We start from the raw sequence: 21,164 nt of genomic DNA, 5'->3' as shown, positions 1-21,164 counted from the left end.
TGGCGGCAGGGATCGGACCCGCCCCGAAGGAGACGACGATGGCTCGCGAGGAATTGATCCGCCTGACCGGCAGTGTCGGCGGGCCCGACTGCGACGACGACGATTGCCCGAACGTCTACCGGACCGAAAGCGGTTCATTCATCATCCAAGGGGAACTGTCCGAAGTCTTCGTCGCGCCGGACGGCGAGGGCCTGGTGGAAATCCCCGAGCGCGTCCTGAGGGAGGCCATTCATGCTCTTGGATGGTGAGAAGTGGCGTAGGTTCTTCGACTCCTTCGAACGGGAAGCATGGCGGTTCGAGGCGCAACCGACATACACTATGCCCAAGGAGCGAGAGAACGTCGCTCGTTTCCTGAGGGGTGACGCCAAGCCCTCCGGTCACAATGTGCGCTGGCATGAACGAGTACACGGATACGTCGAATCCGGCAAAAGCATCGGCCGCGTCCGTATCGTGTGTCAACCGCTGACTGACTACCAGCGGTACCAATTCGCATGGGGCATCCCCGGCAACGTCGCGGCCGGCGAGGACATTCGAGTGCTGGACGTGACGCAAGAGCACTACGGCTTGCCTCTCTCCGGACGCGACTGGTGGATGTTCGACGAGTCCCGCATCGCCCACCTGAACTTCCGCCCGGACGGTACCCAGATCAATCGTGAGGCGTACGAGGGTGATCCAGCTCCCTACCAGGAGTGGAAGCGCATAGCCTTGGAGCACGCCGTGCCCTTCGAGGAGTACGTGAAGGGCCTTGACGTTTGATCCAGGGCAGCTAGGTCAGTCAAAGGCCGATCTGGCGGAGACACTCCGCGACATGCGTAAGCGGGCCAGCCGTACGCAGGTCTGGCTCGCTCGGCGCTGCAACATCTCCCAGACCAAACTCAGCAACATCGAGACGGGTCGCATTACGCCGGGCCTTGTGGATGTCGAGTTGCTCCTCAGGGCCCTGGACGCTCCTCCGGAAGTAGTGGCGGAGGTGGCCGCTCTCGCGCGACTCGCCCACACGGAATGGCAAGGAAAGCGGGCATCGTGGCGCAGAGGACTGGAAAAGCGGCAAGCGGAGTTGGGCGGACTCGAATCGGAAGCCACGGAGCTCCGATACTTTCTACCCTCAATGGTGACGGGACTCCTGGCCACACCTGATTACATCAGGGCCAGTCTTGGCCACTCGCCGGTGGACATCTCCAAGACAGTGGCAAGAAAGTTGGAGCGGCAATCGATCCTTCACGACGGAACTAAAAAGTTCACGTTCTTGTTGACGGAACAGGCCGTTAGATGGGCTGTGGCCCCACCTTCAGCGATGGCCGTTCAAATCGACCACCTCGTCTCGATATCTCACCTGCCTCACACACGCATCGGAGTCCTCCCGCTAGGCACCCTCGTTGAGCGTGGCCCCCTGAACACGTTCACGATCTACGATCACCGACTGGCAACCGTAGAAACCTTCACGGGCCGTATAGTTTTCCAGGACTCCAGAGACATCGCGGAACATCTCGAAGTGTTCAACTTGTACGAGCGTCGCGCACTGTTTGGCGAGAAAGCCCGTGAGCGACTCAAAGAGTGGGCCGCCGGGTGCCGGCCATGATCTTATACCCCGCAACGTGAATAATTCTGGAACTCACGTGCCGAGTAGTGAAGAATCTACCTGCGCCGATCGAACCGAGAATCTCAAATTCCCAGTCGCCGCCAAGAGGTTGGCGAATGGATCCCATCCCGAGCCGTCCGGCATACCAGGATGACGCACGGAACATTCGAGTTCCGATGTGGCTGACGAAGAACGGTCGGCACGTGGCGGACACAGAAATGGTGCTGTTGCCCTCTGAGGCGCAGCTCTTACGAGACAACCTGGCCGATGCCTTGGGCAACTCGAGATCGGCTCTCCGGGAACTGCTCGGTAGTGGCGCTTCGGCGGCCTCTCCGGGGATGACCGTGGTCCCGAAGAAGAGTCCTGGCTGGACCTGAGTCCGCCCCTCCCTCTGATCCCTCTACGGAAGGCAAATCATGCCCGGAACCGACCTGTACAGCCTCCCCCTCACCGAAGCCGCAGTCTTCAGCAAGGCCTGCGGCGGCAACACCCACCCGGACGGCGAATCGTGCGTGACCCTCGCGAAGCTTGACGAGGGAGCTTGGGCCGTGGGTGACAGCAAGCGGCCCGGCGCCGAACCGCTGCGCTTCAGTACGGCCGAGCTGGACGCGGCCGGTATCGACCCGGCGAGGTTCGGGCTCTCCGCCTGACCTGCCGCGCGCCTCCGGCTGGCTCCATCCCTTCCACAGGGCGGAGCCGGCCGGGCTCCATTTCCGTACCTGCGTAACTTCCCGGAAGGGGGCGGCAGTTGCACCATCACGGCTATCTGTGGACCGGCCCCAAACAGCGGTTCGACGAAGAAGCCCTGCGGCGGCCGCCGCCCCCGCACCCGCCCCCGGACAACAGCCGCCCCGAGCTCGTCCAACGCCACCGGGAGGTGAAGGCGGAGTTTCCCGTCGGGGATCTGCCGCCGCTGGAGACCGCGTACTGGCTGATCAAGCCGGAGAAACTGATCCGGGGAACGTGGGAAGAGCCGAAGGGCGCCGCGCACTGGCTGGGCGAGCGGCTGACCGAGTACGCGCCTCGGTTCGAGTCCAGGGCCGCCCGGGACCCGGCGCGCCTCGCAGAACTCGTCGGCTCCGCCAGCGAACGGCTCGGTCGCGGCGGCGACGTGTCCCACGGCTGTTATCTGGAACGGCCCTCGTTTCTGTCCCTGGCCCTTGTCTGCTGCTCCCCGAATGGTGCCCTGCCACAACTGAGCTGCCCCACGAAGAGGGCCGTCAGGCCGCCGTGTTGAGGAGGCCCGTGCCTGCGGGTGTGGGGGTGTGGAGGGCCGTGTTGTGGTGGCGGGTCGTGCGGGAGAGGCCCGCCGTGCGGAGGATCGTCGCGTGCTGGCTGGCGCTGGCCGGGGAGATGCCTGCGTGGCGGGCTAGTTCTGTGGTGGTGCAGCCCGGGTGGTGGGCGATGGTCCACAGCACCACGGCGCGGGTGTGGCCGAGGAGTGCGGTCAGGGAGCCGGGGACGGTGCTGAGGGCTCGTGCCGTGTCGGTGGGCGGCAGGAAGAGGTCCGTGTCGCGGACGGCTACGGGGTAGGTCAGCCACGGCTGGGGTTCGGCCGTCTCGTCCAGGGCCGGGTAGACCGCCCCGAAGACCGAGGGGATCAGGAGCAGGCCGCGCCCCGCGAGATGGATGTCGCCCGTACTGCCGGAGGCCATGGTGAGCTCCAGTACGGGAGGCCTCCACCGGATGTAGCGGGGGTTGAGGCCGGACAGCAGCGTGTCGAGCCCCCCGTGGGCGGCCTGCCGGGTGCGCAGTACCTGGTCCGCTTGGCTGAGGGCGTCGATGTGCTGCTGATAGGGGGCGATGACGTGGCTGTGGGCGTGGGCGACGGTGTCGGCCAGTTCCGTGAGCAGTCGGCTGTCGCTGCCCAGTGACTGGGTCCAGGCGGGCAGGGGCCGCTGCTGGCCGCGTCCGGCCCAGGTCTCCATGTCCTTGCCGATCCGCGCGGGGGACGTGGCCCGCACCCGCTCCAGCGCCTCGTCGATGCTGCCCGCACTCGCGTGGTCGAGGAATTCCACGGTCCAGCCCGTCGGCGGGATCAGATCGAACAGTCGCCGCACCCTCGGCGAGAGGCGGGACAGCGACTGTCGGCGCCAGGCCCCGAACCGGGTCGGATGGCTGCCCTCCTGCAGCAGCCGCAGGGCGATATCCAGCTCCAGCATGGGACGAGGCCCGTCGGCCAGCCTGGTGCGGGCCAGGTCTTCGCCGGTGAAGTGGATACGGAGAGGCATGCGCCGAGCCTCGTCAGAATGTCGTTATTCGGGCTAGCCCAAATCACGTCGATCCGCGGCGCCCGCTCGGCCAACCTTGTACGTGAGCGAGCACGGACACACTCCGCCTCGGGCCCTCCACCCGCCCGGCCCGGATGTGCCCGGATGTGCTCGGACGGCCGGGGCACGGGGGGATGCGCGGGGGAGCATCCGTCCGGCCGTCGACTCACCGGTCCCTCCCGCGCTGGGGCGGGAGGGACCATCAAGCACGGTTCAGGCCACGCGGGCGCCTTGGCGCCACACCTCGCTGACCAGCGGGACGCCCGGACGGTACGCCAGGTGCACGTGGCTCGGCGCGTCCAGGAGGGCCAGGTCGGCCCGCGCGCCCTCGCGGACGAAGCCGACGTCCGTGCGGCGCAGGGCCGCCGCGCCGCCCGCCGTGGCCGACCAGATCGCCTCGTCCGGGGTCATGCCCATGTCCCGTACCGCCAGGGCGATGCAGAAGGGGACGGACGAGGTGAAGGACGAGCCCGGGTTGCAGTCCGTGGAGAGGGCCACTGTGGCGCCCGCGTCCAGGAGGCGGCGGGCGTTCGGCCACTCGGCGCGGGTGGAGAACTCGGCGCCGGGCAGGAGGGTCGCCACCGTGTTGCCCTGCGCGAGGGCGTCGACGTCCGCGTCGGTGAGGTGCGTGCAGTGGTCCGCCGACGCCGCGTCCAGTTCCACCGCCAACTGCACGCCCGGACCGTACGAGAGCTGGTTCGCGTGGATGCGGGGGTGCAGGCCCTTCGCCTTGCCCGCCGTCAGGATCGCGCGCGCCTGGTCCCCGTCGAACGCGCCCTTCTCGCAGAAGACGTCGATCCAGCGGGCGTGCGGCGCGCAGGCCTCCAGCATCTCGCCCGTGACCAGGTCCACGTATGCCGCCGGGTCGTCGGCGTAGTCCGGGGAGACGATGTGCGCGCCGAGGAACGTCACCTCTTCGGTGTGCGCCGCCGCGATGCGGAGGGCTCGGGCCTCGTCCTCGGTGTTCAAGCCGTAGCCCGACTTCGTCTCGAACGTGGTCGTGCCCTGGCGGAGGGCCTCGGCGAGGTAGTGGGTGAGGTTCGCCTCCAGCTCGGCGTCCGTGGCCGCGCGCGTTGCCGCCACGGTCGTGCGGATGCCTCCTGCGGAGTAGGCGCGGCCCGACATGCGGGCGTTGAACTCCTGGGTGCGGTCGCCCGCGAAGACCAGGTGGGAGTGGGAGTCGACGAAGCCGGGGATTACGGCGCGGTTCTTTGCGTCGTAGGTCTCGTCCGCTGCGGGGGCCTTGGCGGCCGGGCCCACCCAGGCGATGGTGTCGCCGTCCAGGACCACTGCCGCGTTCGCGAGGAGGCCCAGGGGGGTGCCGTCGCCCTGGGAGGGGTCGTTGGTGACGAGGCTGGCGATGTTGGTGATGAGGGTGGTGGGCATGGGGGCCTCCGGGGGGGCGGGCGGGCAGGCAGGCGGGCGGGCAGGCAGGCTGGGGGGGTGGGCCGGGTGCCGTCATCACCGGCTTCGCCGAGTTCGTCCTCAAACGCCGGACGGGCTGAAACTCTCCGCGGGATCGGAGAAAGCCTTAGTCTCTCAGCGCCGCGACCGCCTCCGTCAGGGCCGACGGTACGTCGGGGACCAGCTCATGAGACCCGTCCCGTACGACATGACGGCCCCCGACCACCGTGTGCCGCACGTCCGCCGCCGTTCCGGCGAAGAGCACCGCTTCCGCCGCCAGGCGCGGCACCGGGCCCGCCGTGCGGACCGAGTCGAGGGCGATCGTGGTGAGGTCGGCGAGGGCGCCGGGCTCGATGGCGCCCGCGTCGGCCCAGCCCAGCGCCGCGTGGCCGTCCGCCGTCGCCGCGCGCAGCAGCGCCGTCGCCGTCCAGTGGCCCCGCGTGTGCGAGCGGAGGCGCTCGTTCAGCTCCATCGCCCGCGCCTCCTCCAGGATGTCGATCACCGCGTGGCTGTCGCTGCCCAGGGAGAGCGGGCTGCCCGCGCGCTGGAGGGCGACCGCGGGGCCGATGCCGTCCGCCAGGTCGCGTTCCGTCGTCGGGCACATGCACGTGCCGGTGGAGGAGCCGCCGAGCAGGGCGATGTCCTCGTCGGTGAGGTGGGTGTTGTGCACGCCCGTCGTGCGGGAGCCCAGCACCCCGTGGTCCGCCAGGAGTTGTGTGGGTGTGCAGCCGTGCACGGCCCGGCACGCCTCGTTCTCCGCCGTCTGCTCGGAGAGGTGGACGTGGAGGGGGGCCCGGCGGGACGACGCCCAGTCCGCCACGGTTCCCAACTGCCGTGCAGGGACCGCCCGTACGGAGTGGATCGCCGCACCGATCCGGGCGTGCGGGCGCTCCTTGAGGGACGAGACCCGCTCCGCCCACGCCTCCGTCGTACCGTCGGAGAAGCGCAGCTGGTGGCGGTCGGGCTCCTTGCCGCGCTCCGCGTCGAGCAGTCCCGACGCCACGTACGCCGTGTCGAGGAGGGTGATGCGGACGCCCGCGTCCGACGCGGCCTGGATCAGCGCCTCGCCCATCGCGTTGGGGTCGGCGTAAGCGGCACCGCCCGGCGCGTGGTGCACGTAGTGGAACTCCCCCACCGTCGTGATGCCGGCCAGCGCCATCTCCGCGTACACCGCGCGGGCCAGCGCGTGGTACGAGTCCGGCGTCAGGCGGTCCGCCACCGCGTACATGACCTCGCGCCACGTCCAGAACGTGCCGGAGCCGACCTGGACGGTGCCGCGCAGCGCGCGGTGGAAGGCGTGCGAGTGGGCGTTGGCGAGGCCGGGGACGGTCAGGCCGCGCAGCACCTTCGCGCCGGGCGGGGGGACCTCGGCCTCCTTGCGGACGGCCGTGATCCGGTCGCCTTCCACGTCGACCGCGACTCCTGGCTCGACGTTCGTGTCGAGCCAGGCCTGCTCCAGCCAGTACGTCGTCACCTGCACGCCAGCCCTTCCAGTACGTCGGCCAGTGCGGTCACCCCGGCCAGGCAGTCGTCCTCCGCGGCGTACTCGGCCGGGGAGTGCGAGACGCCCGTGGGGTTCCGTACGAACAGCATGGCGGTGGGGACCGACCCGGACAAAATACCCGCGTCGTGTCCGGCGCCCGTGCCGAGGACGGGAGCGCTCCGGCCGTCACGAGCGCCCAGGATCGTGCCCAGCTCGTCGCGGAGCGCGTGCTCGAACTCGACCACCGGCGTGAAGGACTCCCGTACGACGCCGAGGTCGATGCCGTGCCGGTCCGCGTACTCGCGGGCCGCCTTCTCGATGCCCGTGACGACCGTGTCGAGGGTGTCCTGGTCGGCCGCACGCGAGTCCAGCCAGCCGCGTACGAGGGACGGGATCGCGTTGACGCCGTTCGGCTCGACGGAGATCTTGCCGAACGTGGCGACCGCACCCGCGAGTTCGGCCTCGCGGCGAGCGGCGAGGACCGTCTCCGCGTACGACAGCATCGGGTCGCGGCGGTCCACCAGGCGGGTCGTGCCCGCGTGGTTGGCCTCGCCCCTGAAGTCGAAGCGCCAGCGGCCGTGCGGCCAGATGGCGGACGCGAGGCCCACGGCGTCGCCGGTCAGGTCAAGGGCGCGGCCCTGCTCGACGTGCAGCTCCACGAACGCGCCGATGCGGGCGAGCCGCTCGGGGTCGGGGCCGATCCCGTACGGGTCGTACCCGGCCGCCTCCATCGCCTGCGGCAGCGTCACCCCGTCGCCGTCCCGCAGCCGGTGGGCGGCCTCGACGGTGAGCTGCCCCGCGGTGAGCCGGGAGCCGACGCAGGCCAGGCCGAAGCGGGCGCCTTCCTCGTCGCCGAAGTTGACGATGGCGAGGGGACGGGTGAACTCCACGCTTCGGGCGCGGAGTTCGTCCAGCGCCGCGAAGGAGGAGACGACGCCGAGGGGGCCGTCGAACGCGCCGCCGTCGGGCACGGAGTCCAGGTGGGAGCCGGTGACGACGGCGTCCCCGGCGGCGGGGTCGCCGAGCCACGCCCACTGGTTGCCGTTGCGGTCCAGTTCGTAGGCCAGTCCCCGCGACTGCGCCTGCTGCACGAACCACGCGCGGCAGTCGGCGTCGGCGCCCGTCCAGGCGTAGCGGCGGTAGCCGTGGGTGGCGGTGTCCTGGCCGATGGGCTTCAGGTCCCGCCACATTTCCTGGAAGGAGGGTGCTGAGGACGCGGGGCTCTTCCCCGGGCCCCGCCCCTCAATCGCCGGAGGGGCTGAATCCTTCTCAGCTTGCGTCACGCGCCGTCACCCTCACGCATCGGGATCCGCACGCCCTTCTCGTCCGCCACGGACTCCGCGATGTCGTACCCGGCGTCGACGTGCCGGATGACGCCCATGCCCGGGTCGTTCGTGAGGACGCGGCGGATCTTCTCGCCCGCCAGCTTCGTGCCGTCGGCGACCGAGACCTGGCCCGCGTGGATCGAGCGGCCCATGCCGACGCCGCCGCCGTGGTGGATGGAGACCCAGGAGGCGCCCGATGCGACGTTCACCATGGCGTTCAGGAGCGGCCAGTCGGCAATCGCGTCGGAGCCGTCGAGCATGGCCTCCGTCTCGCGGTACGGGGAGGCGACGGAACCGCAGTCCAGGTGGTCGCGGCCGATCGCGAGCGGGGCGGCGAGGGTGCCGTTGCCGACCATGTCGTTGAACATGTCGCCCGCCTTGTCGCGCTCGCCCTGGCCGAGCCAGCAGATGCGCGCCGGGAGGCCCTGGAAGTGGACGCGCTCGCCCGCCATCTTGATCCAGCGGTGGAGCGACGCGTTTTGAATGGACTCAGCCTCGGGGAAGAGGTCGAGGAGCGCCTTGTCCGTCTTGTGGATGTCGGACGCCTCGCCGGAGAGCGCCGCCCAGCGGAACGGGCCCTTGCCCTCGCAGAAGAGCGGGCGGATGTAAGCGGGGACGAAGCCCGGGAAGGCGAACGCGCGCTCGTAGCCCGCCAGTTGGGCCTCGCCACGGATCGAGTTGCCGTAGTCGAAGACCTCGGCGCCCGCGTCCATGAAGCCGACCATCGCCTCGACGTGGCGCGCCATGGACTCGCGGGCGCGGGTGGTGAAGCCCGCCGGGTCCTTGGCCGCGTACGTCTGCATGTCGTCGAAGTCGACGCCGGTGGGGAGGTACGCCAGCGGGTCGTGGGCGGACGTCTGGTCCGTGACGATGTCGATCGGGGCGCCCTCGGCGAGCATCTGCGGGAGCAGGTCGGCGGCGTTGCCGAGCAGGCCGATGGAGAGGGGCTTGCGCTGGTCACGCGCCTCGACCGCGAGCTGGAGCGCGTGCTGCGGCGAGTCGGCCTTCACGTCCAGGTACTTGTGCTCGATGCGGCGCTCGATGGCGCGCGGGTCGACGTCGATACAGATCGCGACGCCGTCGTTCATGGTGACGGCGAGGGGCTGGGCGCCGCCCATGCCGCCGAGCCCGGCGGTGAGGGTGATCGTCCCGGCGAGCGTGCCGTTGAACTTCTTCGCGGCGACGGCGGCGAACGTCTCGTACGTGCCCTGGAGGATGCCCTGCGTGCCGATGTAGATCCACGAACCGGCCGTCATCTGGCCGTACATGGTGAGGCCGAGCTGCTCCAGGCGGCGGAACTCCTCCCAGTTCGCCCAGTCGCCCACCAGGTTGGAGTTGGCGATGAGGACGCGCGGCGCCCACTCGTGCGTCTGCATGACGCCGACGGGGCGGCCGGACTGGACGAGCATCGTCTCGTCCTGCTTGAGGGTCCTCAGCGTGCGCACCATGGCGTCGAAGGAGCGCCAGTCGCGGGCCGCCTTGCCGGTGCCGCCGTAGACGACGAGCTTGTCGGGGTGTTCGGCGACCTCGGGGTCGAGGTTGTTCTGGAGCATGCGGAGGGCGGCTTCCTGCTGCCATCCCAGGGCACTCAGTTCCGTACCGCGCGGGGCCCGTACGGGGCGGGGTCCTGACATGGCGATGCCTCCTCGTGGCTGTGACCTCGTTACTGTGACCTTGTTATTCACATCCTGGGGTTCTGAATAGGGCTAGTCAATAGCGAACGGATGCACGAGTACGCCAGCGGTGCCGCGCCCCGGATGATTGGCTGGATCACATGGGCCACGACGAGGACAACGATCAGACGCAGGACCGGACCCAGCACCTCCGCTCGGGCACCACCCCCGGCACCGCTCTCGGCGCCGACTCCGCGGCCCGCCGCGACCGGGCCGTGCGCGCCGCCGTCGAGCAGGGCGTCGTCGGCCCCGCCGCCCCCGTCGCGGGCCTGCTCGACGTCGTCGGCATCCGCGCGAGCGCCGCCGCCCTGCACGCCGCCTTCGACGCCGTCACCCCGCCGGGCACCCCCGTCCTGCACGCCTTCGCGGTGAAGGCGGCGCCGCTCGTCGCGGTCCTGCGGCTGCTGCGCTCGGCGGGCATCGGCGCCGAGGTGGCGAGCCCCGGGGAGCTGGCCCTGGCCCGTGCCGCCGGGGTGGCGCCCGCCCACACCGTCCTGGACTCGCCCGCCAAGACACCGGCCGAACTGCGCGAGGCACTGGCGCTCGGCATCGCCGTGAACGCGGACAACCCGCAGGAGCTGGCCCGCCTCGACACCATGACCCGGTCGGCGCTGACCGGCTCCCCCCTCGGCATCCGCGTGAACCCGCAGATCGGCGGCGGCGCGATCGGCGCCCTTTCGACGGCGACGCCCACCTCCAAGTTCGGGGTGCCGCTGCGCGACGACGACGCCAGGGAGTGGGTGGTCAGGGCCTTCCTCGACCGGCCGTGGCTGACCCGTCTGCACGCGCACTCCGGGTCGCAGGGCATGCCCCTGGAGATGATGGTGCGGGGCGTCGCGGCGACGTACGAACTGGCCGAGGAGATCAACGAACGCGCCGGGCGGCGGCAGGTCGACACGATCGACATCGGCGGCGGTCTGCCCGTCAACTTCGGCTCGGACGACGAGACCCCGACCCACGCGCAGTACGCACGCCGCCTCAAGGCCCGGGTGCCGGGACTGCTCGACGGGCGGTACGGCCTGGTCACCGAGTTCGGCCGCTCACTGCTCGCCAAGCACGGCACGATCCTCGCCCGCGTCGAGTACGCGAAGCAGGCGGGCGGCAGGCCCATCGCCGTGACGCACGCGGGCGTCCAAGTGGCCACGCGGACCGTCTACATGCCCGCGTCGTGGCCGCTGCGGATCCGCGCGTACGACACCAAGGGCGACCTCAAGAGCGGGCCCGCCGTCGGCCAGGACGTCGCGGGCCCGGCCTGCTTCGCGGGCGACCTGCTCGCCGAGAACCGCCCGCTGCCGCTGCTCGAACAGGGCGACTACATCGCGGCGTTGGACACCGGCGCCTACTATTTCGCGCACCACTACTCGTACAACAGCCTTGCCAGGCCCGGCGTCCACGGCTTCTCCGTGCAGGCCGACGCGGTGCGCTTCGCGGTGGCGCGGGAGCCGCAGACGCTCGACGAGATCGTGGCGGAGGCGGGGGGCGGTTCGGAGCGGGATTCCTTGCGCCACCTGTGACCCCGGGTCCCGCCTGCTGGGCTTGGGCCGTGGTGCGCCGCCTGCTGGGCTTGGGCCGTGGTGCGCTGCGGGGCCGCTGGGGCTGAGCGCGCAGTTCCCCGCGCCCCTTGACGGCACCTGCGGCCCCGCACCCCGCACGGTCGTCCCCGCACCGAACCTCTGCGCTTGCTCAACTCGCGCATAGTGACGTGCATCACGGGCAGATCCTTTCCCCAGACGTGTTCCCACGCGTGTTCCCGGTCTCGGGGGAGGCTCAAGTGACGGCAACCGGCACACCCAGCACCGCACCGTCGCCGTCGGAGGACGGCGCCCTGCACCGCGCCATCGGACCCAGACTGCTGATCCTCTTCGTGATCGGCGACATTCTCGGCACCGGCATCTACGCCACCACCGGCAAGGTCGCGGGGAAGGTCGGCGGCGCGCTCTGGGTGCCGTTCGCGATCGGCTTCGTCGTGGCGATCCTGACGGCCGCCTCGTACGTCGAACTGGTCGGCAAGTACCCGAAGGCGGCCGGCGCCGCCCTCTACACCCAGAAGGCGTTCAAGACGCCTTTCCTCACCTTCATCATCGCGTTCATGGTGATGTGCTCCGGGCTCTCCTCCGCGAGCGCGGCGGCCCGCGCCTTCAGCGGCGACTACCTCGGCGAGCTCACCGGCGACGCGCTGCCGCCGACCCTGATCGCCATCACCTTCATCGTGCTGCTCGCGGCGCTGAACCTGCGGGGCGTAGCGGAGTCGGTCAAGGCCAACGTGGTCCTCACGATCGTCGAACTCACCGGCCTCCTGATCATCCTCACGATCGGCGCGTACGCCGTACTGACCGGGGACGGCGAGCCCGCGCGCCTCACCGAGTTCGAGACGGGCGGCAGCGGATACGCCCTGATGACCGGCGTCCTCGGCGCGACCGCCCTCGGCTTCTTCGCCTTCGTCGGCTTCGAGGACTCGGTGAACATGGCCGAGGAGACCAAGGACCCCACCCGCACCTTCCCGCGCGCGATCTTCATCGGCGTCGCGGTGACCGGCACGATCTACGTCCTGGTGGCGCTGGTCTCGTCACTCCTGGTCGACAGCAAGACCCTGGAGGGATCGAGCGGCCCGCTCCTCGAAGTCGTCAAGGCGGGCGGCGTCGACTTCCCGCACAAACTCTTCGCGCTGATCGCCCTGTTCGCGGTCACCAACTCGGCGCTGATCAACATCATGATGGCCTCGCGGCTCTGCTACGGCATGGCCAACGAACGCATCCTGCCGCGCGCCATGGGCCGCGTCCTGCCCCGCCGCCGCACGCCGATCGTCGGCATCGTCTTCGTCTCCCTGCTCGCCATCGGCCTGGTCTCGACCGGCGAGATCGAGGGCCTCGGCGACACCACGGCGTTCCTGCTGCTCTGCGTGTTCGCGGTGGTCAACGTGGCGGTACTCGTCCTGCGCCGCGACCCGGTCGACCACCGGCACTTCCGTACGCCGACGGTCCTTCCCGTGCTCGGCGCGGTCACCTCGCTGATCCTCGCCAGCCCGCTGGCGGACCGCCCGGCCGAGGTCTACATCCGGGCGGGCGTGCTGATCGCGATCGGCATCGGGCTGTGGGTGGTCAACAAGGTGGTGGTCAGGGCAGAGGTGATCAAGGAAGAAGCGTGAAGGCCTGTACGTGGTCGGGCCGCACGGCGGAGAAGTGGCGGTGGTCGAGGGTCGCGACCTCGGCGAGCCGGAGGCGCTCCGCTACGGCGATGACGGAGGCGTCGACGGTGCCGAGGGGGAAGTCGGCGTACTTGCGGATCAGGGCGGCCACCCTGACGTAGTCCTGCGCTTCGATGTCGACGCTCTCCAGTGTCCCCACCGAGAACAGGTCGAGGAACACCGCTTCGTTGTCCGGGCCGAGCCGGCGCTCGATGAGCTGCGCCGTCTCGACCACCACCGGCATCGGCACGAGCAGGCGGCCGCGCAGTGAACTGACGTGGGCCACACAGCGCGTGTGCTCGTCGTCGTCCTCATCGGCGACCGCGTAAAGGACGCCCGTGTCCAGGAGATGACTCTTCAACGGTTCTCGTCACTCCACTCCGAGAGGAGTTCGCGATGGCGCTGCGCCGTGTCCGTGTGCCCGGACCGTCCCATCCCCGCGAAGGCGGCGAAGCCGGGCCGGTCGATCGCCGGGGGCAGCGCGTCCTCCTGCTCCGCGAAGGGGGCCAGCTCCGGATCCGACTGGACGAGCACCAGCAGGCGCTCGGCGGCGGCCGGGGGCAGCCGGTCGATCAGGTGCCGGAGGCGGTCGTAGTCCTCTGCCTCGTTCATGCCCCGAGCGTACGGCGGCCCCGTGGGCGCGGGCAGCGTGCCGCCGTCGTTCACCCATACGGGTCCCAGGGTTCTTTACGGGCCCTACTCCACGAACAGCCCCCGCGCCGCCGCCCCCGCGTCGAACTCCTCCAGCCGTGCCTGGGCGTCCGGGAGGCCGTCGCACATGGCCTCCAGGAGGACGCGGCCGAGGAGCATCGGGGCGCAGGCCGTGTCGAAGGCGAGGCCCGTGCCGACCGCCGCGGGCAGGAGGAGGTCGGAGTGGGCGGCGACCGGGGCGAACGCGGAGTCGGCGACGGTGACGACCGTCAGGCCCGCCGCCTGCGCGTGGGCGAGCGCGTCGACGACCTCGCGGGGATGGCGGGGCAGCGCGAAGCAGAGGAGCGTCGTGGCACCGGCGCGGACCGCCGCGTCGACGCGGTCGGCGAGCATCGTGCCGCCCTCGTCGAGGAGGCGGACGTCGGGGTGGACCTTGGCGGCGAAGTAGGAGAACCCGTACGCCTGGGACGCGGCGGCCCGCAGGCCGAGGACGGGCAGCGGCCGGGAGGCGGCGAGGAGCCGCCCCGCGCGCTCCACCGGGGCCGGGTCCGCGAGCACCTCCGCCAAGTGCCGGAGGTTCTCGATCTCCGCCTCGACGGCCTGCTGGTACTCGTTGGCGGCCCCGGCGCCCGCCAGCTGCGCCGGGGCCACGTCCCGCAGGTGCCTGCGCAGCGCCGGGTAGCCGTCGAAGCCGAGGGCGACCGCGAAGCGGGTGACCGAGGGCTGGCTCACCCCGGCGAGTTCTGCCAGCTCGACGCTGGAGAGGAAGGGCGCGTCGGCGGCCCTGCGCACCATGCAGTGCGCGATGCGCCGCTGGGTGGGCGTGAGCCGGTGGCCCTCGAAGAGCACTTGCAGTCGCGCGGCAGGGCTGTCCGTCATGCCGTCCCCCTCAGGATGTCCGTACCCGCAGTCGTTCCGGCGCCGAGTTCCGACCAGAGCCGGGTGAACTGGTCGAGCAGTGCGGCCGCCGCCGTCACATCATCCGTCAGCGGCCGGTCGGCGAGGTCCGCGGGCAGTACGGAGTCGGCGAGCGCGAAGGCGCGCGCGAGCGGCGTGTCCGGGTCGAGGCGCAGGCCGCGTTCCCTCAACGCCCTTGTCGCCGCCACCAGTTCACACCCGACGACCAGGCGGTACGCCGCGCAGGCGCGCAGCGTCTGGCGGGCGGCGAGCGAGGCGAAGCTGGCCTGCTCCTCGACGCCGCGGGAGAGCACCGCGTGGCCGAGGGAGGCGGGCGCGGAGAAGGCGCGCAGGTCGCCGAGGGCCGCGCCGGCCGCGTATTCGAGGATCATGACGCCCGAGCCGGCCGGTTCGCCATCCGCGAGGAAGGGCCGCAGGCGGGTGAAGGCCGGTTCGTTCAGGGTGGAGAGGCGGGAGGTGGAGAGCCGCGCCGCCTGGGTCACGGCGAGCCTGAAGTGGTCGAGGGCCAGGGAGAGTTGGGCCAGGTAGAAGCCGCCGTGGTGGTAGGCCGCGAGGTCTTCGGGGCAGATCAGGGGGTTCTCGGCGGCCGCGTTGATCTCGACGGTGAGGACGTCCTCCAGGGCGTTGGCCGCGTCGTGCGCGGGGCCGTGGATCTGCGGCACGCAGCGGAAGCCGTAGGGGTCCTGGATGCGGCCGAGCGGCGGGGTGGGCCGGTCGGGGGCGCCGAGGAGGCGCCGCATCAGGTCGGCGACCGCGTACGAGCCGGGGTGGCGGCGCGCCTCGTGGACGGGCAGGGCGTACGCCTCGTACGAGCCGTCGACCGCCATCAGGGAGAGCGCGGCGACGACCTGCGTGGCGCCGATCAGGCCGCGCAGCTCGTGCAGGGCGAGGGCGGACTGGCCGAGGGTGAGGGCGTTGCTGCTGATCAGGGCGAGGGCGTCGTTGTTGTCGAGGGGCTGCGGCTCGGGGGGCGTGCCGGGGCCCTGCCAGGGGTGTTCACCGGCGAGTGCGAGGCCCATCTGGGCGAGGGCGGCGATGTCGCCCGTGCCGACGGAGCCGAACTCGTTGACCGTGGGGTGGGCGCCGGTCTCCAGGGCGCGGCAGAGGGCCGTGACGACGCTCGGGCGCAGTCCCGCGCCGCCCGCGAGGAGCTGGTTGGCGCGGACGGCGAGCATCGCGCGCACCTCCCGTGCAGGCAGTTCGGCGCCGATGGCACCGGCGTGCGAGCGGAGCAGTCTGAGGCCGTGGTCGGCGGCCGCCCCGGTGGGTACGTCTTCATTCCGGTTGGCGCCGACTCCGGTGGAGCGGCCGTAGACGCGGCCCCAGGCTGCGATCTCCCGGGCGGCGTTCCAGGAGTCCTCGGCGCGCTTCATGCCGTCAGTTGCGGGCACCGGCCGGGCAGCGGATTCGGCCAGACGTACGACGTCTGCGACCATCATTCCCCGGCCGTCGAGAATGACGACCGCTCCCCCGTCTCCGGTCGCCGTGTCCGCGATACGAGACGACTTCACTCGCATTCCCTCCCCAATCGGACGTTCCGTCTTGCCTACCGGCCACTTAATGCCAGTGATGTGCGCCGGAGCATTGACAACCTATTCAGACAACGAGAACTCTGCATGACGATATACAGCCGGGCAAGGGACTCCACATGATCCAGTTCGACACGGTCCACAAGCGCTTCCCGAACGGCACGACAGCGGTCCACGACCTCACCCTGGACATGCCGGAAGGCGGCGTGACCGTCCTCGTCGGATCTTCCGGTTGTGGCAAGACGACGACCCTCCGCATGATCAACCGCATGGTCGATCCGACCTCGGGCACCATCAGGGTCGGCGGCCGCGACATCCTGGAGCAGGACGCGGCGGAACTGCGCCGCTCGATCGGCTACGTCATCCAGCAGGCCGGCCTCTTCCCGCACCGCACGGTCCTCGACAACGTCGCCACGGTGCCGCTGCTGCTCGGCTGGGGCCGCCGGAAGGCGCGGGCGCGGGCGGCGGAGCTCCTGGAGACGGTCGGCCTCGCCCCCGACGCGGGCAAGCGCTACCCGCACCAGCTCTCCGGCGGCCAGCAGCAGCGCGTCGGCGTGGCCCGCGCGCTCGCCGCCGACCCGCCGGTCCTCCTCATGGACGAGCCGTTCGGTGCGGTCGACCCGGTGGTCCGCACCCAGCTCCAGGACGAACTCCTTCGGCTGCAACGCGAGTTGAACAAGACCATCGTCTTCGTCACGCACGACATCGACGAGGCGGTGCGGCTCGGGGACCGGATAGCCGTCTTCCGCACGGGCGGGCACCTCGTGCAGTGCGCCGAGCCCGCCGAGCTGCTCGCCCGCCCGGCCGACGACTTCGTCGCGGACTTCCTGGGCGCGGAGCGCGGCCTGAAGCTGTTGTCCTTGACGACGCTGGCGGGTGTCCCGCAGGGACCGGCGCCGGAGGGCGGCGCGTGGACGCTCCGCCTGGACTCGGCGGGGGCACCGGTGTCGTGGCGGCACAAGGACGGTGCCGCCGCCGACGTCCCCGTACGACCGCTGCGCGACACGGACTCGCTGCTGGCGGCGCTGGACGAGTCCATATCCGCGCCGACGGGCCTGGTCGCCCGGGTCGACGCGGCGGGCGCCCTGACGGGGGTGTCGTCCCGTGAGGACATCCACGACGGGGCGAGCGCGGCGCACGAACGCGGCCGGTCAGCCTGCGGGCCGGTGGGGGCGGGCCGCGCGGTTCCCCGCGCCCCTGAGTCGTCCACCTCCCCCGGCACCGAATCGCCCCTGGAAGGGGCGCGGGGAACTGCGCGAGCAACCCAAGACCACCCGCACCCGCCAGGCAACCCCGAGGCGCAGCCGGGACCGCGGACCACGGACGACTCCGGCGACACGGACAACGGCACCCCGGACCCCGCCACCCCCGAGCGCACCGCGTGAACGTCGACTGGTCGTGGATCGCCGACCACACCGACGACCTCACCACCCTCACCCTCTCCCACCTGCGCGCCGCCCTCTCCGCCGTCCTCCTGGGCCTGCTGATATCCCTCCCGCTCGCCGTCGTCGCGCACCGCGTCCGACCCCTGCGCGGGCTCCTCCTCGGGCTCTCCAACGTCCTGTTCACCATCCCCTCCATCGCCGTCTTCGTCCTGCTCCTGCCGGTCAGCGGCCTCACCCGCACCACCACCGTCATCGGCCTGACGATCTACACGCTCGTCGTGCTGCTTCGGAACACCGTCGAGGGGCTCGACTCCGTTCCGGCGAAGACCAAGGAAGCCGCGAAGGCCATGGGCACCCGGCCGCTGCGCACGCTGCTCACCGTCGAACTCCCCCTCGCGCTGCCGGTGATCATGGCGGGCGTACGGATCGCGACGGTCATGTCGATCTCCCTCGTCTCCGTGGCCACGTACATCGGCGACGGCGGTCTCGGACAGCTCTTCACCGACGGCTTCCAGCGCAACTTCCCCACCCCGGTGATCGTCGGCATCGTCCTCACGCTGCTCCTCGCGCTCGTCGCGGACGCCCTGCTCGTCACCCTCCAGTACGTCCTGACGCCCTGGACCCGCCGCCGCAGGAGTGCCTGACATGTACGAACTCTTCAAGGACCTCGGCGCCTGGCTGGTCAGCGGCGAGCAGTGGACCGGACCCGACGGCATCGGGCACCGCCTCGCCGAGCACCTGCAGTACTCGCTGCTGGCCACCCTCATCGCGGCCGTCATCGCGCTGCCGCTCGGCCTGCTCATCGGGCACACCGGACGCGGCGCCTTCGTCGCGATCAACCTCTCCAGTTTCGGGCGCGCGCTCCCCACGGTCGGCCTCGTCGTCCTCGTCTTCCTGGCCAGCGGGCTCTCCATGTGGCCCGTCTACATCGCGCTCGTCGCCCTCGCGGTGCCGTCCATCGTCACCAACACGTACGCCGGGATGACCGCGGTCGACCCGGAGGTACGGGACGCCGCGCGCGGCCAGGGCATGCGGGCCCATCAGGTCCTGTTCCAGGTCGAGTTGCCGCTCGCGCTGCCGCTGATCATGACGGGGCTCCGGCTCGCGCTGATCCAGGTCGTCGCGACGGCCACCATCGCCGCGTACGTCTCGTTCGGCGGGCTCGGCCGGTACGTCTTCGACGGGCTCGCCCAGCGCGACCTGGTGCAGGTGCTCGGTGGCGCGGTGCTCGTGGCGGCCGTCGCCGTCGTGCTCGACCTCGCGCTCGCCATGTTGCAGCGCACCCTCTTCCGCCACCGCCCCGCCAAGTCGGCCTAGGAGCACACCAGATGGCCCCCAAGAACACCCCCATCAACCGCAGAAACCTCCTCGGCGGGCTCCTCGCCGCCGCCTCCGTCCCCGCGCTCGCCGCGTGCGGCGGCGGCATCACCTCGCTCAACGGCGACGGCTCCGGCGGCTCGGGCGGCGGGTCCAGCAAGGGCGGCGTCACCATCGGCACCGCCAACTTCACCGAGAACCAGGTCCTCGGCCACCTCTACGCCGCCGCGCTCGAAGCGGCGGGCGTGAAGACCACCGTCCGCCCCAACCTCGGCACCCGCGAGATCCTCATCCCCGCACTCAAGGGCGGCGACATCGACCTGCTGCCCGAGTACCAGGGCGCCCTCCTGCACTACCTCGACCCCAAGGCGAAGGCCACGGAGGAGGGCGAGATGCAGAACGCCCTCGCCATGCGCCTCCCGCGCGGGCTGCAGATCCTCCCGTACGGGCGGGCCGAGGACTCCGACGCGTTCGTCGTCACCCGCGACACCGCGAAGGAGTACGGCCTCAAATCACTCGCCGACCTGGCGAAGCACAACGGCAAGCTCGTCATCGGCGCCGCGCCCGAGGTGAAGAAGCGCACGGTCGGCGCGGTCGGCCTGAAGGACGTGTACGGCGTGGACTTCAAGGAGTTCAAGTCGCTCGACTCCTCCGGGCCGCTGGTGAAGGGCGCCCTGCGCAAGGGCGACGTCGACGTCGCGAACCTCTTCACCACCGACACCGACATCGCCGCCGAGCACTGGGTCGTCCTCACCGACCCCAAGAACCTCGTCCCCGGCCAGCACATCGTCCCGCTCGTCGCCGACCGCAAGGCCGACTCGACCGTGCGCAAGGCCCTCGCCCGCCTCGGCGCCCTCCTGACGACCGAGCAGCTCACCGAGCTCAACCGCCTGGTGGACAAGGACAAGAAGGACCCCGAGGACGTCGCCGCCGACTGGGCGGAGCGGCACGGCCTCACGAAGTAACAGCAGGCAGTAGCAGGTAAGTCCCGTACAAAGCACAGGGAGTTGACCGGCATGGCAGCAGAGGATCTGGTGGAGCGGCGCTCCATCGACGTCGTCCCCGACGACGAACGGCACGGCACCGCGTTCAGCCAGTTCACGCTCTGGCTCGGCGCCAATCTGCACATCACCGCGGTCGTCACGGGCGCCCTCGCCGTCGTCTTCGGCGGCGACGTGGTGTGGTCGCTCGTCGGCCTCGTCCTCGGCAACCTCCTCGGCGGCGCGGTGATGGCGCTGCACTCGGCGCAGGGGCCGAAGCTCGGGCTGCCGCAGATGATCCAGTCCCGGGCCCAGTTCGGGGTGAAGGGCGCGGTCGTCCCGCTGCTCCTCGTCATCCTCATGTACGTCGGGTTCTTCGCGAGCGGCAGCGTGCTCGCCGGGCAGGCCACCGCCGAGCTCACGCACACGGACGACACCACCGGCATCGTGGTCTTCGCCGTCATCACGGCGGTCATGGCGACGGTCGGCTACCGCGTCATCCACGCGCTCGGCCGGGTGGCGAGCGTGATCTGCGCGCTCGCCTTCGTCTACCTCGGCATCCGGCTCCTGGACCGCGTGGACCTGTCCGCGCTGCTCTCCGACGCCCACTTCGACCTGCCGATGTTCCTGCTCGCCATCTCCCTTTCGGCGTCCTGGCAGCTCGCCTTCGGCCCGTACGTGGCCGACTACTCGCGCTACCTGCCGCGCACGACGTCGGCGAAGGCCACGTTCTGGTGGACCCTTTCCGGGTCGGCGCTCGGCTCGCAGTGGTCGATGACGTTCGGGGTGCTCGTCGCGGCGAGCGCGGGGGACGCCTTCCTCGACGACCAGGTCGGCTATGTCGTCGGCCTCGGCGGCACCGGCCTGATCGCCTCCCTCCTCTACTTCGTGATCGCGCTCGGCAAGCTGACCATCAACGTGCTCAACACGTACGGCGGCTTCATGTCGATGGTCACGAGCATCAGCGGATTCCGCGGCAACCGGGTCCTCGGGCCCCGGGGGCGGGCCGCGTACATCGCGGTGATCATGGTGGCGGGCACGGCGGTCGCGCTGCTCGGCAAGGACAGCTTCCTGTCGTCCTTCAAGGACTTCCTGCTGTTCCTGCTGACCTTCTTCACGCCGTGGTCGGCCATCAACCTGGTCGACTACTACCTGATCTCGCGGGAGCGGTACGACATCCCCGCCCTCTTCGACCCGCACGGCCGCTACGGCGCCTGGCGCTGGGACGCGCTGGTCGTCTACGGCGTCGGGGTCCTCGCCCAGCTGCCCTTCCTCGCCACCCACTTCTACACGGGACCGCTGGTCGACCCGCTGGGCGGCGCCGACATCTCGTGGATCGTGGGGCTCGTGGTGCCCGCGGCGCTGTACTGGACGCTCGCGCGGCGGAATCCGCCCGTCCCTGGGGATGGGCCCCGCACGGAAAGGGGGGTTAGCCCCACCGCCACCGAGGCCTCCGCCCCGTAACG

Annotated in this window: 21 protein-coding genes; 12 read left to right on the top strand and 9 right to left on the bottom strand. The window is 70.8% G+C overall.

Translation table 11 applies throughout. The features are described 5' to 3' along the window. Window positions 1-38: 38 nt before the first annotated feature. The 5 genes from ABZ953_RS22010 to ABZ953_RS21990 all read left to right on the top strand — a co-directional run bounded on the left by ABZ953_RS22010 (window position 39) and on the right by ABZ953_RS21990 (window position 2,816). The gene (locus ABZ953_RS22010) at window positions 39-248 is read left to right on the top strand and encodes a hypothetical protein (RefSeq protein WP_361726439.1); all 210 of its coding nucleotides are present in this window, start codon (window positions 39-41) and stop codon (window positions 246-248) included. Then, window positions 232-756: a DUF6879 family protein gene (locus ABZ953_RS22005; RefSeq protein ID WP_361726437.1), complete on the top strand. Its 525-nt coding sequence runs from the start codon at window positions 232-234 to the stop codon at window positions 754-756. Before ABZ953_RS22010 ends, ABZ953_RS22005 begins: the two co-directional genes overlap by 17 nt. After that, window positions 746-1,579 (top strand): helix-turn-helix transcriptional regulator, encoded by an 834-nt coding sequence (locus ABZ953_RS22000; protein WP_361726435.1) that lies wholly within the window; start codon window positions 746-748, stop codon window positions 1,577-1,579. The genes ABZ953_RS22005 and ABZ953_RS22000 overlap by 11 nt, the downstream gene beginning before the upstream one ends. A 416-nt stretch (window positions 1,580-1,995) precedes the next feature. Then, window positions 1,996-2,229, top strand: coding sequence for a DUF397 domain-containing protein (locus ABZ953_RS21995; RefSeq protein WP_361726433.1), 234 nt, complete (start codon window positions 1,996-1,998; stop codon window positions 2,227-2,229). 98 nt (window positions 2,230-2,327) lie between these two features. Further along, complete coding sequence (locus ABZ953_RS21990) at window positions 2,328-2,816, top strand: hypothetical protein (protein WP_361726431.1); 489 nt, start codon at window positions 2,328-2,330, stop codon at window positions 2,814-2,816. Here the strand turns inward: ABZ953_RS21990 and ABZ953_RS21985 are convergent. From ABZ953_RS21985 to hutU, 5 genes are all read right to left on the bottom strand, one after another. Continuing rightward, complete coding sequence (locus tag ABZ953_RS21985; protein ID WP_361726429.1) at window positions 2,800-3,810, bottom strand: MarR family transcriptional regulator; 1,011 nt, start codon at window positions 3,808-3,810, stop codon at window positions 2,800-2,802. The genes ABZ953_RS21990 and ABZ953_RS21985 overlap by 17 nt on opposite strands. A 252-nt stretch (window positions 3,811-4,062) precedes the next feature. Beyond that, window positions 4,063-5,235: an imidazolonepropionase gene (gene hutI / locus ABZ953_RS21980; protein WP_361726427.1), complete on the bottom strand. Its 1,173-nt coding sequence runs from the start codon at window positions 5,233-5,235 to the stop codon at window positions 4,063-4,065. A gap of 145 nt (window positions 5,236-5,380) precedes the next feature. Then, on the bottom strand, window positions 5,381-6,733 hold the full coding sequence (locus ABZ953_RS21975; RefSeq protein WP_361726426.1) for a formimidoylglutamate deiminase: 1,353 nt from the start codon (window positions 6,731-6,733) through the stop codon (window positions 5,381-5,383). Continuing rightward, on the bottom strand, window positions 6,724-7,926 hold the full coding sequence (locus ABZ953_RS21970) for an allantoate amidohydrolase (RefSeq protein ID WP_361726424.1): 1,203 nt from the start codon (window positions 7,924-7,926) through the stop codon (window positions 6,724-6,726). Before ABZ953_RS21970 ends, ABZ953_RS21975 begins: the two co-directional genes overlap by 10 nt. A gap of 89 nt (window positions 7,927-8,015) precedes the next feature. Continuing rightward, on the bottom strand, window positions 8,016-9,695 hold the full coding sequence (gene hutU / locus ABZ953_RS21965; protein ID WP_361726422.1) for a urocanate hydratase: 1,680 nt from the start codon (window positions 9,693-9,695) through the stop codon (window positions 8,016-8,018). A gap of 140 nt (window positions 9,696-9,835) precedes the next feature. Between hutU and ABZ953_RS21960 the strand changes: the two genes are divergently transcribed. Beyond that, window positions 9,836-11,248, top strand: a complete 1,413-nt coding sequence (locus ABZ953_RS21960) for a diaminopimelate decarboxylase (protein ID WP_361726420.1) — start codon at window positions 9,836-9,838, stop codon at window positions 11,246-11,248. 257 nt (window positions 11,249-11,505) lie between these two features. Next, window positions 11,506-12,879 (top strand): APC family permease, encoded by a 1,374-nt coding sequence (locus ABZ953_RS21955; RefSeq protein WP_361726418.1) that lies wholly within the window; start codon window positions 11,506-11,508, stop codon window positions 12,877-12,879. On the opposite strand, the gene ABZ953_RS21950 is transcribed toward ABZ953_RS21955, so the two are convergent. From ABZ953_RS21950 to ABZ953_RS21935, 4 genes are all read right to left on the bottom strand, one after another. Further along, window positions 12,863-13,279: a PIN domain-containing protein gene (locus ABZ953_RS21950; RefSeq protein ID WP_361726416.1), complete on the bottom strand. Its 417-nt coding sequence runs from the start codon at window positions 13,277-13,279 to the stop codon at window positions 12,863-12,865. The two genes, ABZ953_RS21955 and ABZ953_RS21950, sit on opposite strands and share 17 nt — an antisense overlap. Beyond that, complete coding sequence (locus ABZ953_RS21945; RefSeq protein ID WP_361726414.1) at window positions 13,276-13,530, bottom strand: hypothetical protein; 255 nt, start codon at window positions 13,528-13,530, stop codon at window positions 13,276-13,278. Before ABZ953_RS21945 ends, ABZ953_RS21950 begins: the two co-directional genes overlap by 4 nt. Window positions 13,531-13,614: 84 nt before the next feature. Further along, window positions 13,615-14,448 (bottom strand): MurR/RpiR family transcriptional regulator, encoded by an 834-nt coding sequence (locus ABZ953_RS21940; protein ID WP_361726412.1) that lies wholly within the window; start codon window positions 14,446-14,448, stop codon window positions 13,615-13,617. Continuing rightward, complete coding sequence (locus ABZ953_RS21935) at window positions 14,445-16,004, bottom strand: aromatic amino acid ammonia-lyase (protein ID WP_361726410.1); 1,560 nt, start codon at window positions 16,002-16,004, stop codon at window positions 14,445-14,447. The genes ABZ953_RS21940 and ABZ953_RS21935 overlap by 4 nt, the downstream gene beginning before the upstream one ends. A gap of 131 nt (window positions 16,005-16,135) precedes the next feature. On the opposite strand from ABZ953_RS21935, the gene ABZ953_RS21930 reads away from it, so the two are divergent. Genes ABZ953_RS21930 through ABZ953_RS21910 form a run of 5 tightly spaced genes read left to right on the top strand, consistent with a single transcriptional unit; the run spans window position 16,136 to window position 21,162 of the window. Beyond that, window positions 16,136-17,401 (top strand): ABC transporter ATP-binding protein, encoded by a 1,266-nt coding sequence (locus ABZ953_RS21930; protein ID WP_361726408.1) that lies wholly within the window; start codon window positions 16,136-16,138, stop codon window positions 17,399-17,401. Next, window positions 17,398-18,045 carry an ABC transporter permease gene (locus ABZ953_RS21925; RefSeq protein WP_361726406.1) on the top strand — a complete coding sequence of 216 codons (648 nt, stop codon included), beginning with the start codon at window positions 17,398-17,400 and terminating at the stop codon, window positions 18,043-18,045. The genes ABZ953_RS21930 and ABZ953_RS21925 overlap by 4 nt, the downstream gene beginning before the upstream one ends. Before the next feature lies 1 nt (window position 18,046). Beyond that, the gene (locus ABZ953_RS21920; protein ID WP_361726404.1) at window positions 18,047-18,718 is read left to right on the top strand and encodes an ABC transporter permease; all 672 of its coding nucleotides are present in this window, start codon (window positions 18,047-18,049) and stop codon (window positions 18,716-18,718) included. Between the two features lie 32 nt (window positions 18,719-18,750). Then, a complete protein-coding gene (locus ABZ953_RS21915) occupies window positions 18,751-19,683 on the top strand; it encodes an ABC transporter substrate-binding protein (RefSeq protein ID WP_361726518.1) in 933 nt (310 codons plus the stop codon). Between the two features lie 51 nt (window positions 19,684-19,734). After that, a complete protein-coding gene (locus ABZ953_RS21910) occupies window positions 19,735-21,162 on the top strand; it encodes a cytosine permease (protein ID WP_361726402.1) in 1,428 nt (475 codons plus the stop codon). Window positions 21,163-21,164 lie beyond the last annotated feature (2 nt).

This window comes from Streptomyces sp. NPDC046465, assembly GCF_040646035.1.
Lineage (GTDB): Bacteria > Actinomycetota > Actinomycetes > Streptomycetales > Streptomycetaceae > Streptomyces.
Note: the sequence above shows the minus strand (reverse complement) of the source record. Positions and strands in the feature narration are given on the sequence as shown.

Coding starts and splice junctions, on each gene's coding strand:
- ABZ953_RS22010 (WP_361726439.1), top strand. CDS start 39: ATGGCTCGCGAGGAATTGATCCGCCTGACCGGCAGTGTCGGCGGGCCC.
- ABZ953_RS22005 (WP_361726437.1), top strand. CDS start 232: ATGCTCTTGGATGGTGAGAAGTGGCGTAGGTTCTTCGACTCCTTCGAA.
- ABZ953_RS21995 (WP_361726433.1), top strand. CDS start 1,996: ATGCCCGGAACCGACCTGTACAGCCTCCCCCTCACCGAAGCCGCAGTC.
- ABZ953_RS21985 (WP_361726429.1), bottom strand. CDS start 3,810: ATGCCTCTCCGTATCCACTTCACCGGCGAAGACCTGGCCCGCACCAGG.
- hutI (WP_361726427.1), bottom strand. CDS start 5,235: ATGCCCACCACCCTCATCACCAACATCGCCAGCCTCGTCACCAACGAC.
- ABZ953_RS21970 (WP_361726424.1), bottom strand. CDS start 7,926: ATGTGGCGGGACCTGAAGCCCATCGGCCAGGACACCGCCACCCACGGC.
- hutU (WP_361726422.1), bottom strand. CDS start 9,695: ATGTCAGGACCCCGCCCCGTACGGGCCCCGCGCGGTACGGAACTGAGT.
- ABZ953_RS21960 (WP_361726420.1), top strand. CDS start 9,836: ATGGGCCACGACGAGGACAACGATCAGACGCAGGACCGGACCCAGCAC.
- ABZ953_RS21945 (WP_361726414.1), bottom strand. CDS start 13,530: ATGAACGAGGCAGAGGACTACGACCGCCTCCGGCACCTGATCGACCGG.
- ABZ953_RS21940 (WP_361726412.1), bottom strand. CDS start 14,448: ATGACGGACAGCCCTGCCGCGCGACTGCAAGTGCTCTTCGAGGGCCAC.
- ABZ953_RS21935 (WP_361726410.1), bottom strand. CDS start 16,004: ATGCGAGTGAAGTCGTCTCGTATCGCGGACACGGCGACCGGAGACGGG.
- ABZ953_RS21930 (WP_361726408.1), top strand. CDS start 16,136: ATGATCCAGTTCGACACGGTCCACAAGCGCTTCCCGAACGGCACGACA.
- ABZ953_RS21920 (WP_361726404.1), top strand. CDS start 18,047: ATGTACGAACTCTTCAAGGACCTCGGCGCCTGGCTGGTCAGCGGCGAG.
- ABZ953_RS21910 (WP_361726402.1), top strand. CDS start 19,735: ATGGCAGCAGAGGATCTGGTGGAGCGGCGCTCCATCGACGTCGTCCCC.